Source organism: Vogesella indigofera (genome assembly GCF_028548395.1).
GTDB classification, from domain to species: Bacteria; Pseudomonadota; Gammaproteobacteria; order Burkholderiales; family Chromobacteriaceae; genus Vogesella; species Vogesella indigofera_A.
Window position 1 is genome coordinate 23,505 of record NZ_JAQQLA010000008.1, and the last position, 12,343, is coordinate 35,847.

Annotated in this window: 13 protein-coding genes and 1 pseudogene; 4 read left to right on the top strand and 10 right to left on the bottom strand. The window is 58.0% G+C overall.

Features of this window, described 5'->3' with window-relative positions; genetic code table 11:
• Positions 1 to 38 precede the first annotated feature (38 nt).
• Genes PQU89_RS13475 through PQU89_RS13515 form a run of 9 tightly spaced genes read right to left on the bottom strand, consistent with a single transcriptional unit; the run spans position 39 to position 8,193 of the window.
• Positions 39 to 821 carry a uracil-DNA glycosylase gene (locus PQU89_RS13475; RefSeq protein ID WP_272766285.1) on the bottom strand — a complete coding sequence of 261 codons (783 nt, stop codon included), beginning with the start codon at positions 819 to 821 and terminating at the stop codon, positions 39 to 41.
• Positions 818 to 1,267, bottom strand: a complete 450-nt coding sequence (gene rimI / locus PQU89_RS13480; RefSeq protein WP_272766286.1) for a ribosomal protein S18-alanine N-acetyltransferase — start codon at positions 1,265 to 1,267, stop codon at positions 818 to 820. The genes PQU89_RS13475 and rimI overlap by 4 nt, the downstream gene beginning before the upstream one ends.
• On the bottom strand, positions 1,260 to 1,901 hold the full coding sequence (gene tsaB, locus PQU89_RS13485; protein WP_272766287.1) for a tRNA (adenosine(37)-N6)-threonylcarbamoyltransferase complex dimerization subunit type 1 TsaB: 642 nt from the start codon (positions 1,899 to 1,901) through the stop codon (positions 1,260 to 1,262). The genes rimI and tsaB overlap by 8 nt, the downstream gene beginning before the upstream one ends.
• Positions 1,902 to 1,933: 32 nt before the next feature.
• A complete protein-coding gene (locus PQU89_RS13490) occupies positions 1,934 to 3,115 on the bottom strand; it encodes an EAL and HDOD domain-containing protein (protein ID WP_272766288.1) in 1,182 nt (393 codons plus the stop codon).
• Between the two features lie 47 nt (positions 3,116 to 3,162).
• Complete coding sequence (locus PQU89_RS13495; protein ID WP_272766289.1) at positions 3,163 to 5,031, bottom strand: chemotaxis protein CheA; 1,869 nt, start codon at positions 5,029 to 5,031, stop codon at positions 3,163 to 3,165.
• 55 nt (positions 5,032 to 5,086) lie between these two features.
• Complete coding sequence (gene cheZ, locus PQU89_RS13500; protein WP_272766290.1) at positions 5,087 to 5,818, bottom strand: protein phosphatase CheZ; 732 nt, start codon at positions 5,816 to 5,818, stop codon at positions 5,087 to 5,089.
• 33 nt (positions 5,819 to 5,851) lie between these two features.
• Complete coding sequence (cheY, locus tag PQU89_RS13505) at positions 5,852 to 6,241, bottom strand: chemotaxis response regulator CheY (protein ID WP_082133817.1); 390 nt, start codon at positions 6,239 to 6,241, stop codon at positions 5,852 to 5,854.
• A 44-nt stretch (positions 6,242 to 6,285) separates the two neighbouring features.
• The gene (locus PQU89_RS13510) at positions 6,286 to 7,221 is read right to left on the bottom strand and encodes a chemotaxis protein (RefSeq protein ID WP_047968153.1); all 936 of its coding nucleotides are present in this window, start codon (positions 7,219 to 7,221) and stop codon (positions 6,286 to 6,288) included.
• A 30-nt stretch (positions 7,222 to 7,251) separates the two neighbouring features.
• Complete coding sequence (locus PQU89_RS13515; RefSeq protein ID WP_272766291.1) at positions 7,252 to 8,193, bottom strand: chemotaxis protein; 942 nt, start codon at positions 8,191 to 8,193, stop codon at positions 7,252 to 7,254.
• A gap of 196 nt (positions 8,194 to 8,389) precedes the next feature.
• Between PQU89_RS13515 and PQU89_RS13520 the strand changes: the two genes are divergently transcribed.
• The 4 genes from PQU89_RS13520 (at position 8,390) to PQU89_RS13535 (ending at position 11,190) form a co-directional block, all read left to right on the top strand.
• Complete coding sequence (locus PQU89_RS13520) at positions 8,390 to 9,562, top strand: sensor histidine kinase (RefSeq protein ID WP_272766292.1); 1,173 nt, start codon at positions 8,390 to 8,392, stop codon at positions 9,560 to 9,562.
• Positions 9,563 to 9,576: 14 nt separating this feature from the next.
• Positions 9,577 to 9,885: an STAS domain-containing protein gene (locus PQU89_RS13525; protein ID WP_272766293.1), complete on the top strand. Its 309-nt coding sequence runs from the start codon at positions 9,577 to 9,579 to the stop codon at positions 9,883 to 9,885.
• Between the two features lie 75 nt (positions 9,886 to 9,960).
• Positions 9,961 to 10,530 (top strand): dCTP deaminase, encoded by a 570-nt coding sequence (gene dcd / locus PQU89_RS13530; RefSeq protein ID WP_272758171.1) that lies wholly within the window; start codon positions 9,961 to 9,963, stop codon positions 10,528 to 10,530.
• 168 nt (positions 10,531 to 10,698) lie between these two features.
• A complete protein-coding gene (locus tag PQU89_RS13535) occupies positions 10,699 to 11,190 on the top strand; it encodes a glutathione peroxidase (RefSeq protein ID WP_272766294.1) in 492 nt (163 codons plus the stop codon).
• 31 nt (positions 11,191 to 11,221) lie between these two features.
• On the opposite strand, the pseudogene PQU89_RS13540 reads toward PQU89_RS13535, so the two are convergent.
• A pseudogene (locus PQU89_RS13540) lies at positions 11,222 to 11,844 on the bottom strand (integrase core domain-containing protein); the annotation flags it as partial.
• Positions 11,845 to 12,343: the final 499 nt, after the last annotated feature.

Below are 12,343 nucleotides of genomic sequence, written 5' to 3' on the forward strand. Positions count from 1 at the left end.
TGAATTATCCAGAAGAAGGGAACGGTCGCAGCGCCACATCAGGCCTTGTTGGCCAACGCGCGACGGATAGCCAGCAGATCCTGCCACGCCTTGGCTTTTTCGCCAGGGCTGCGCAGCAGATACGCCGGATGAAAAGTGACGAATAAGGGGATGCCCTGATACTGGTGCGTCTCGCGCCGCAGGGCGCCAATGGCGGCATCGCTCTGCAACAACGCGTGGGCGGCGAAACGGCCCAGCGTCACCAGCACCTCCGGTTGGACGTGGGCAATCTGCCAGCGCAGGTAGTCGGCACAGGCGGCGATTTCGTCGGCCGCCGGATTGCGGTTGCCCGGCGGGCGGCACTTCAGCACATTGGCGATGAATACATCGTCCTGGCTCAGGCCGATGGCGGACAGCATGTTGTCCAGCAGTTGCCAGGCCTTGCCGACGAACGGCAGTCCTTGCTTGTCCTCTTCCGCACCGGGTGCCTCGCCGACCAGCATCAGGCGCGCCCGCGGATTGCCCTTGCCGAACACCGCCTGGGTGCGGGTCTGGCACAGGCCACAGGCGGTACAGCTTGCTACCTGCTGCTGCAAGTCCGCCCAGTCCGGCAACGCGGTCGTGGCCGGTTCGACAACGGCAGGTGCCGGCATCACCTCCACCAGCTGCACTGGCACCGGCGCGACGACCTCAGACGGTACGGGTGCGGTGACAGGCAACAAAAGGTTGGCCGCAACCTGCGCCAAGGCCGGTGTCAATACTGGCTCTGGCTCTGCGCCATCGCGCAAGCGCCAGCGTGGTGCCAGCCCCAGCTCGCGTAGGAGCAGATGTTGGCGACTCATGATAACGGGCACTCCATCAGCAATGCGTCCTCGCGGCCGTGTTCATGCCGGTAGTAGCCCTTGCGCACGCCGCAGTCAACAAAACCGAGGGCACGGTACAGGCCGATGGCCGCGGCATTGCCGGCGCGCACCTCCAGCAGGCAACGCGTGGCACCGGCGGCTTTCGCTTCAAGCAAGGCCGCCTGCAGCACGGTGCGGGCATGGCCACGACGCTGTGCGGCCAGCGGCACGAAAATATTGTGGATATGCAGTTCATCCAGAATTTGCTCGGAAACCAGCACCGCCAGCCACGTGTCAGCCGACTGCAGCACCTGCACCCGCTCGCTGGCGGAGGCCAGCGTTTGCGTGTAGACCGCCGTGGCCCACGGATGCGCGCACACCGCCGCCTCCAGCTGGTGCAGCGCGTCGGCCAGCGCCGGATCTGACAGCCGGCGCAGCTCAGCCATGCTTGCGTGCATGCTGTTCGGCGGCGGTCAGCGCCACCTTGTCGCGGATATACAGCAGCCCCGCTGCTTCCGGCGCCACCGCGGCATAGCCGCCACGGCGCACCAGGCGGATGTAGCTGGCCGCATCCGGACGCAGCTCGCACGTGGTCTTGCCGGGGTAGGTTAGCTCCTGCGCGCAGTCGCCCGCCAGCAGCGGGATATCGGCGGGAACGGACAATGCGGCCCGCGCCTGTAGCGTGATCGGCGTTTGCGCCACACCGTCGCGATAGCTCGCGGTATAGACCTCGTTCATGCGCGCATCCATCACCACCTGCACCGCCGGCGCGCCGGACTGAAAGGCAATCACGTCCAGCGTCGGCACCGGGATCAACGGCAAGTCATGCGCCAGCGCCAGCCCCTGCGCAATGCCGCAACCGATGCGCAAACCGGTGAAGGCACCCGGCCCCTGGCCGTAAATGATGCCGTCCAGTTCGGCAAGGCCGATGCCACTGTCGGCCAGCAGGCGCTGAATCAATGGCAAGGTCTCTTCGGAGTGGCCATTCACCACCGACAAGGTTGCCGAGAAGAAACGCTCGTCCACAGCGACCGCAATCGAAACATGCGTGTTCGACGTATCGATAGCCAGATACTTCATGATTGAGTTAACCGAGAGAAACAGAGGGGTGATTATAGACTAAGCTCTTCCACCCAAGAGAGTGCACTGGTGTGCAACAGGTTCAAGGCCTCGGCCTCGATGTTCAGGCGCTGCGCCAGTTGCGGCAGATTTTCGGTGCCGGCTTCCATCGCCAGCACCAGTTCCAGGCACAGGCCATAACGGCCGGCATGCACCATCAGTGCCTCGCAAATCTCTTCCGGCAGGTTGAGATGCTCCAGCGCCAGCGCGATCGGCATATCGAAAATCACGTCCAGCAGCGAGAACATGCCGGTGATGAAGAAGCTGTCGGCAACATCGGAGGGCAGACCGGACTCCAGCGCGATCAACTCCATCATGCGCGCGCGCGACACCGCGGTTTTCTGCAGCGCGGCCGGCATCAGGCCGTTTTCCGAACTGGTCACCAACAGCAGCGTCAGCCAGCGATACAAGCGCTTGTAGCCCAGTACAGTCAAAGCGTGCGAGAACGAGCTGATGGTGGTATTCAGCCCGGCAGCGGCCGAGTTGACGTAACGCAGCAACTTGAAGGACAGCGCGACGTCGGTTTTCAGCACCGCCTCCACCTCTTTCAGCGCCGCATCCTGGCGCAGCAGGTTCAGCAGCTTGAGAGTATTGGCAAAGCTTGGGTGGATCACCTTGGCGGACAGTGTTTCCGGCTTGGCAAAGTAGTACCCCTGATAGCCGTCCAGCCCCAGATCGCGGGCCAGATGGTAGTGCTCATAAGTCTCGACTCGCTCGGCGATGCGGATCACCGGATAGCTGCGCAAGCGCACCGCCAGCGTCTGGAAGGCCTGTGCATCCATCGACTGCACATCCAGCTTGACGTAGTTGGCCAGGTCGAGGAAAGCCGCCGCCGGCGACTCAAACGAAAAGCCGTCCAGTGCCACCCCGAAGCCGAGGGAACGCAGGTGACGGACACGGGACAGCAGCTCGTTGGAAGGCGTCAGCTTGCCGGAGATTTCCAGCACCACCCGCCGTGGCGGCAGCAACTCCAGAAAGTCGCTGCCGATCATCGACTCGCCAACGTTGATGAAAGCCAGCTTATTGCCGATCAGCCAGCTGGTGCCCATGTGGTTCAGGGTATTGACCAGCACCTCGGTATCGGCATCCAGCTCGGCATGCCGTCCGATTTCGGTCGAGGTTTCACTTTCACGGAACAGCAGCTCATAGCCGATGAGCTGCTGGTTACGGTTCAAAACAGGCTGTCTTCCCAAAAAAGCCGATACGGACATTGCAAGCGGGCTCAGTAAGAATAGTTGTCAGCGTTGCGAAGCATCATCGCGCCACCACTCGGTGCATCCGCCTGCCCCATCAGCAAGTCTTCCATGTCCAGCACCAGCACCACCGAACCATCACCGGACAAGGTGGCACCGGCAACGCCCTTCGGACGGATGTTCTGCAGCGGCTTGATCACCACATCGTCACGGCCGACAAAGGAATCGACGGCGAGGATGAAGGACTTCTCGGCGGACTGCATCAGCACACCGAATTGCGGCTTCTGTGTCGGCGCCCAATTCAGCAGGTTGGCCAGTGTCTTCAACGGCAGAATCTCGTCGCGCACCACGATGGTTGGCCGCCCCGATACTTCCTGGATTGCGGCGACATCGATCGGAATGATTTCTCGCACCATGGCCAGCGGCACGGCAAATGGCTGGTTGCAGGCACGCACCACCAGCACCGGCAGAATAGCCAGCGTCAGCGGCAGCGAAATGCTGATCTTGGTGCCGACCCCCTGCTCGGAGTTGATGTCGATACGGCCATTCAACTTCTGGATATTGGTGCGTACCACGTCCATGCCGACACCGCGACCGGACACGTTCGAGATCTGATCCTTGGTAGAGAAGCCCGGCAGGAAAATCAGCTGCAGGCACTGCTTCTCGTCGAGACCGTTGGCCGTCTCCGCATCGATCAGGCCTTTTTCGATGGCCTTGCGACGCAACGCCTCGGGGTTCATCCCCTTACCGTCATCGGTGATCTCGATGACGATATGATCGCCAACCTGCTCGGCCGACAGCTGCACCAGGGACTGCGGCTTCTTGCCAACGCTGATGCGCTCCTCGGAAGACTCGACGCCGTGATCGACCGCATTACGCACCAAGTGCACCAACGGGTCGTTCAGGTCCTCGATCATGGTCTTGTCGAGTTCGGTTTCCTCGCCGGTAATGACCAGCTCGACTTCCTTGCCCAATTGCCGCGCCAAGTCCCGCGCCAAGCGCGGATACTTCTGGAACAGACGCCCGATCGGCTGCATGCGGGTCTTCATCACCGCATTCTGCAAATCGCTGACCAGCAGGTCGAGCTGGCTGATCGCTTCGTCGAGGGAGCGCAGGGTATTCGTCTCCATATTGCCCTGCAGGATTTCGGTACGCAGCGTGGTCAGGCGGTTCTTGGTCAGGCCGATTTCACCGGACAGGTTCAGCACCTGGTCCAGGCGAACGGTATCAATACGAATGGTATTTTCCGGCGGCGCACTGGCCATGCCTTGCTGTGGCACCATCTTTGCCGGTGCCGGCTTGGCCGCCACGACCGGCATCGCCGGCGTTTCGAGCACTGCCTCGACCACCGGCGCCGCTGCCACAGCAACCGCAGCCGGTGCCGCCGCTGCGGGAGCGGCTGCCTTGGTAGTCACCGCGGCGTGCAACACATTCCAGTCCGGTGTATTGGCGGCGGCAACCGGCGCCACCGCTGGCGCGGCCACGGGTGCCGCAGGAGGTACCAGGTTGCCCGCCAGCGCACTGTCCAGTGCTGCGAGCAGGCCGGCATCCGGCGCGGCCGGCGACAGCCCTTGCGACAAGGTAGTGAACATGTCGCGCACCACGCCCGTCGCATCCAGAATCACATCCATCAGTTCTGACGACAGCGGCAACTCGCCGTTGCGCAGCTTGTCAAAAAGGTTCTCGGTACGGTGACAGATGGTCACCATTGCCGACACATTCAGAAAGCCGGCTCCGCCTTTGATGGTATGGAAGCCCCGGAAGATATCATTCAGTAACGCCTTGTCATTAGGCCGCTTCTCAAGCTCGCACAGTTTGTTGTCGACATCGGACAACAGCTCCGTGGACTCGAGCAGAAAATCCTGCATCAGATCTTCCATACCTGCAAAGTCGCTCATTTTGACTTCCTTTTCATTATCGGCCCGCAGTAGACGGCCTAGACGATCGCGCGTCTTAGAAACCCAAGCTTTCCAGCAAATCATCCACTTGCTGCTGATTGGTTACCACGTCGGAACGGCCATCAGGATTCACGACCGGACCTTGCAGCAGATCGGTGCCCAACTCTACCTTCTTCTCGGCCGGCAGGTACTCGATCAAAACAGTCAGCAACTCGCTTTCCAGCGTTTTGACCATGTCCATGACCTTCTTGATAACCTGTCCGGTCAAGTCTTGGAAATCCTGCGCCATCACGATTTCCAGCAGCTGGGCATTGGTCGCCGCCGTCTGCTGTGGCGCCTGGGCCAGGAAGCGGTGGGTATCTGCGGCCAACAGTTTGAAGTCGTCAACCGACAACTGATTGGCAAACAGCTGGTCCCAACGGCCTGACAAGCTTGCGGACTGGGACTGCAGCTCATCCTGGATCGGACGGGCAATATCGGTTGCATTCAGCACCCGCTCCGCAGCATTGGCCGTCAGCGTGGCGATGTAACCCAAGCGGTCCTTGGCATCAGGAAGGGCATCAGCCACCTTTTCCAAGGACTTGTCGTAACCAAGCTCACGCAGCGCATCGTGCAGCTTGCGGGTCATTTGGCCGACCTGGGCATAAATTGCCAATGCAGCCTGGGGATTCGCACCATCAACCTCTGCCGAGGGCGCCTCCTGCTGAGAGGCCTGCTGTTTGGCAATGCTTTCAAATAGAGCTTCCAGCTCTGGCGAATCGCCACTTTCAAGAAGATGATCCGGCACGACAATTTCTCCTGGCAACAGTACAGGCTGCTTTTATTTGTTTAGGCTCTGGAAGATCTTGCCCATCTTTTCTTCCAGTGTCGCGGCAGTAAACGGCTTCACGATGTAGCCACTAGCCCCTGCCGTTGCCGCCTCGATGATGTTTTCGCGTTTCGCTTCGGCAGTAATCATCAGGAACGGCAGCGTCTTCAGTTGCGGATCGGCTCGCACCGCACGCAGTAGCTCAATGCCGGTCATGTTCGGCATGTTCCAGTCGGAGACGATGAAGTCAAAATGCTGTGTTTTCAGCTTGTGCAATGCAACCTGGCCATCCTCGGCCTCGTCGACATTGGTAATACCCAATTCCTTCAAGAGGTTGCGCACAATCCTTCTCATTGTTGAGAAATCATCAACAACCAGAAATCTCATATTCTTGTCTATCATTGGCTTTTTCCTGAGCTGATATCAATTCCCAGCTTATTTTGTTCCTAGCGCTGAAGGAAAGGAATGATTGTATCCGCAAGCACCGCAGGGTCGAACTTGGCGACATAGGCATCAACACCGACACTGGCGCCCATGGCCCGGTTGGCATTGGACGACAGGGACGAGTGCATCACCACCGGAATACCGGAGAAACGGGCGTCCGACTTGATCAACTTGGTCAGCACATAACCATCCATTTCCGGCATTTCCGCATCGACCAGAATCAGTTTCAGATTGTCGTGCAGGCTTTCGGAGTCGGACCAGGTTCTGTTCGCCAGCACCTGCAATTTGTCCCACGCCTCTTTGCCGTTGTTTGCCTGATGATACTTGAGGGACATCTTGTCCATCACGTTGGAAATTTCTTTCCGCGCCACCACCGAATCGTCGACGAAGAAGACATACTGGTCATCCTCCAGCGCCGCCTGCGGAATATCCGGCAAACGGGTCTCGCCGACAACGCTAGACAGGATCTGCTCAACGTCCAGGATGGAGACCAGCTTGCCGTCATCCAACTCGGTCACCGCCGTGATCAGTGTCTGCTGGGTGGTATTCATCACGTTTTCAGGCGCGCGCACCTTGTCCCAATCGACACGAATGATGCGATCCACCGAATCCACCAGGAATGCCTGGGTGCTCTTGTTGAACTCGGTGACGATCATGGTGTTGTAGCCACCCTCCGCCAATTCACAGCCGATGAACTTGGCCAGCGAAATTACGGGAATGATGTTGCCGCGCAGGGACAACACCCCTTCGACACCAAACGGCATATTGGGGGTCTTGGTGACGAAAGGCGTCTGCGACACTTCGCGTACCTTGAACACGTTGATCCCGAATGTTTCGCGGGTACCCAACGAAAACAGCAGAATTTCCATCTTGTTCGATCCCGCCAACTTGGTACGGGCATCGATATTGGCTAGCAAAGAGGCATCAGATGCGGACATGGCCACTCCTTAAATAAAGCGCAAATCAGCTCAAATCTTCAGCATCTCGCGGATTTTCATCGAGAGCTTTTGTGGCTCGAACTTGGATACATAGGCATCGACGCCAACCGACTCACCCAGCTTCTGGTTGGATTGCCCCGACAGCGAGGAGTGCATCAGCACAGGAATGCCATGGAAGCGCGGGTCGGACTTGATCAGTTTGGTCAGCATATAACCGTCCATCTCCGGCATCTCGACGTCGGTCAGCACCAGGTTCACGACATCGCTCAACTTGCGCCCGGCCAGCTCGGCCTGCGTCGCCATGCGCTGCAAGTCATCCCATGCCCGCATACCATTGATGGCCGAAGCGTACTTGATGTTCATGACCTCAAATGTTTGCTGGATCTGCTTGCGAGCAACCGCCGAATCATCGGCAAAGTACACCATGCGAGGCTCTTTAATCGGGTCGATACCGATGAACTGGTGCTCGTCACCGTACATGGCGGTTTCCGCCAGCACCTTTTCAACGTCCATCATCATGACCAGCGTACCGCCGTCCAGCTCGGTGACCGCAGTGACCAGACCGCCCATCCGGTTGGTAATCATCTCCGGCGGCACCCGCATCGCCGCCCAATCCAGCCTCAGGATGGTATCGACGGCCTCGACCAGAAAGCCTTGGGTATGGCCGTTGTACTCGGTCACGATCATGATTTCCGGACGCTTCTCGCTGACGATACCGGCGTAGCGTGCCAGATCGATCACCGGCACCAGGCTGCCACGCAGACTGACCATCCCTTCGACGGACGAAGGCATTTCCGGCGCCGAGGTGATTTCCGGCGTCCGCATCACTTCACGTACTTTGAAAACATTGATACCGAAGGTCTCCTTGCGCCCTGTTCTTTGGTCAACTCCAAGAGAGAACAAGAGAATTTCCAGTTTGTTCGTTCCTGCCAGCTTGGTGCGGGCATCGATTTTTTTAAGAAGCTCAGACACGGAAACCTCCGAGGAAAAATTCATTTCTTACGACAAAGACATTCATGCCAGGCTGCGTCAAGCTTTACATTCCAGAATGGCAACACTCCGAGTAGTATCGCCTGTGCTCCATAAGGAGTCCAGCATCATCACATCCCGCGCACAGGGGTAGGATTATCATACGGTTTAACTAGCCTTTACAAATGGCGCCCGCTTAATGTCGAATAATCTATCAACAAATACCACCCCGGAAACGTTGGCCGCAACATTTGCCCACTTTAACGCGGTAACCGATGAGTTGATCAAAGCATACCAACAGCTTGAGATCAAAGTTGAAGAGTTGAACACTCAGTTGACCCAAGCCAATGATGAGCTACTGCAAAAGTCACAGGCCAACGCCCAGCTGGCGCAGCGACTGGCCACCCTCGTCAATGAATTACCTGCCGGTGTCATCGAGACCGATGCGCAGAAACAGATCATCTCACTGAACAACGCCGCGAAAACGATGCTGCCCGAACTGCAGAGCGACGCGCACTGGAGCGAAGCAGCACTGTTGCGCCAGATGGATGCTGATGGCGTAATCCACCTTGCCGACCCGCATAGCGGACGGACACGCTATCTGACCCTGCAAACCTGCCCGCTGGACGACCTGTCGACGATCTTCCTCCTGCATGACGTAGGGACCCTGCGTCACCTGCACGAGCAACTGGCGCAGCAAAACAAGCTCGCTTCCATGGGGCAAATGGCGGCATCACTGGCTCACCAGCTACGCACTCCGCTTGCCACCGCCCTGCTCTACGCCAAGAATCTGGAGCGGCCGGCGCTTTTGCCCGAGGAACGGCTGAAGTTTTCACGCAAGATTGTCGACCGACTGCAAGCGCTGGAGGGACTCACCCAAGAAATGCTGGGTTTTGTGCGCCAGAACACCTCCAGCGAACAAGTCACCCGCTACCCGCTACCCGAACTGGTACACGAACTGGAGCAATCGTTCGCACCACAGTGCGATGGCCATGGTGTGCACTTTCAGATTATCGCCACTGCATTGGAGCAAGCGTCTTTGAACTGCCGACCCAAAGAGCTGGCAGCGGCCATGATCGGCCTGCTCGAAAATGCACTGCAACACGTGCCGGCCGACGGAAAGATCACGCTAGAGGTGCTGAACCGCGAAAACTGTCTTACATTCAGAATAAGAGACAACGGCCCCGGTATTGCGCCGGAGCTGGTGCCCCGCATCTTTGAACCCTTTTTCACGACCAGGGCGAACGGCACCGGTCTTGGCCTCGCCATCACCAAGCGGGTAATTGACGCACTAGGCGGCGAGCTAAGCTATCATCGCGAAGATGACAGCACCGTGTTCTCGGTTGTCCTTCCACAGGCTGGCGAACCATGAATGGCAATGACCCCATGATGAAACCTATCGTTAAACTGCGCGGCCATGTTGGCAGCATCTTTCTTGTTGGCCAGTTTGATTTCAATGCCCACAAGGCATTCCGCCAGGCAAGCCAAGAGTTGCTCGACAATAACGACATCACCGAAATTGAGGTTGATTTCGATCAGGTGCCCTATCTGGACAGCTCGGCACTGGGCATGTTGCTGCTACTGAAAGAACGCACCAGCAGCGCCGGCAAGGGCCTGGCGCTGGTCAACTGCCGGGAGACTGTGCGCCAGGTACTGGAGATTGCCTGCTTTACCAAGCTATTCAATATTTCTTGATACTTGCCGGTAGCCTCACTACCAGCAGGGGCGGTAAAATCTGCAGCTAATTCAAGCGCCTTGGAAAACAATAAGATGAGCATCAAATCCGACAAGTGGATCCGTCGCATGGCCGAAGAACAGGCCATGATCGAGCCATTCGTATACGAGCAGGTCAAACAGATTAACGGCGAGAAAGTCATTTCTTACGGCACATCGAGCTACGGCTACGATATTCGCTGCGCCGATGAATTCAAGGTCTTCACCAACATCAACAGCACCATCGTCGATCCGAAGAACTTCGATCCCCAATCGTTTGTCGAGGTTTCCGGCAAGGGCTACTGCATCATTCCGCCCAACTCCTTTGCCCTGGCCCGCACCGTCGAATACTTCAAGATTCCGCGCTCGGTGCTGACCGTATGCCTGGGAAAATCGACCTATGCCCGTTGCGGCATCATTGTCAATGTCACCCCGTTTGAGCCGGAATGGGAAGGCTACGTCACACTGGAGTTCTCCAACACCACGCCGCTGCCAGCAAAAATCTACGCAAACGAGGGTGTGGCACAGGTACTGTTCTTCGAGTCCGACGAAATCTGTGACGTTTCCTACAAGGATCGCGCCGGCAAATACATGGGACAGGTCGGCGTTACCCTACCTCGCACCTGAGCCACTGCCCAAGCCTTTGCAGCGCAATTCCTTCTCGCAATTCAGGCCATCTGGTCTAGGATGAAGAACACGGCGGGCAATACTGTTGCTGACGTGTTTCTTCCTGAGCGTTGTGGTTCCCCCTTGCCGCAACGCTCTTTTTTTGCCCTACTTTCAAGCAAATCAAGCATGGCTATTTCTGATTTCAGTTTCAATGCCATCGATGGCCAAACCATTCCCCTTGCCCAGTTTTCCGGCCGCGTGCTGTTACTGTGCAATACCGCCAGCGAGTGCGGCTTCACCAAACAATATGCGGCCTTGGAAACACTGCACCAACGTTACCAGGGAGCGGGACTGAGCGTGATCGGCTTTCCTTGCAATCAGTTTGGACAACAGGAGCCGGGACAGTCGGGTGACATCCAGCAGTTTTGCCAAACCCGATATGGCGTCAGTTTTCTGCTCAGTGAGAAAATCGACGTCAACGGCCACAATGCCCATCCACTTTGGCACTACCTCACCGAGTACAAGCCCGGCCTCCTCGGCAGCAAAGCCATCAAGTGGAACTTCACCAAATTCCTGATCAATCGCGAGGGCGTAATTGTTGGCCGCTACGGACCATTGACCGCTCCGGAAGCACTACAGGGCAGGATAGAAAAATTGCTGCAGGAAAAAACCACGTGAACATCGAGACGAACTGCCTCAATCATTCCGGCTAGTTGTGTAAGTCCACTGGGTTGTTGAATGTCGGGAGCCGGCTGACTGGTGGCAGGTAGTCCAGGCTCGCATGTGGGCGGCGCCAGTTGTATTGTATTGGTGTAACCACTGTGGCAATGCGCCGCTCATCAGCTCGGATGAGTCATACGAGCACGCATAGGCCCACTCTCGCAGCGCGGTCTGAATGAAGCACTCCACCTTGCCACCCGTTCGCGGCGTGTACGGCTTGATACGCAGATGCTTCAGCCCCAGCCGCTAGCAAACGCTATTGTCCGTCAAGATGCACTCAAAGTGGAGACCCAGGTGGCGGTAGTAACGCACGGCCTGCAGCCATACGGCACAGGCGCTGTTCCCAGTTTCGTCTGGATGAATCGTGCTGGAGGCAATGCGGCTGTGGTCATCGATGGCGACATGCACATACTCCCACCCAGCGCCGCGTGAATCCTGCTGCGGGTCTCCGGCGACCCGATGCCCCGGCCAGCGGAAACGTCCCAGCTTCTTGATATCCAGATGCAACAGGCCGCCGGGACGCGGGCATTCATAGCGAACCGTGGGCGCCGCAGGCTCAAGATTGGCCAAACGGTTCAGCTGGTGGCGTTGCAGAATGCGAGTCACCATGCTGCGGCAGCTGCAACAACTCGCTGATCTGAGCAGCCATAGCTGCAACTACCCACAAACGCGGTCTGGCTCCACGCCGCCGACTGCGGTGCAACACCCTGTCAACAGCAGGCGATCGCAGCTCAGGCGGGTTCCTCCTTAGCAGGCGATCGCAGCTCAGGCGGGTTCCTCCTTAGCACAAGGGGGCATAGCTGTTAGGCAAAGACATCACGGGGGATGGCAATTGGATAGAAGCTGGGGGCTACAGGGTTGGCCGCAACAAGTATGAGCCGGGAGCCTACCTCAGCCCACCCTCAAAAGCCAAGCCCGGCCGCCAGGCCGGGCTTGTTGTCATCCGTAGTGCTGTGCGTTGAAGAATCACGGCAAAGAGAGTTTTGCGCGCGCAAAGCACAAAGCCCAGCTTGATTTCTCAAGCTGGGCTTCATTATGGGGCGTCTGGCGGTGTCCTACTTTCACACAGGTATCTGCACTATCATCGGCGCTAAGGCGTTTCACGGTCCTG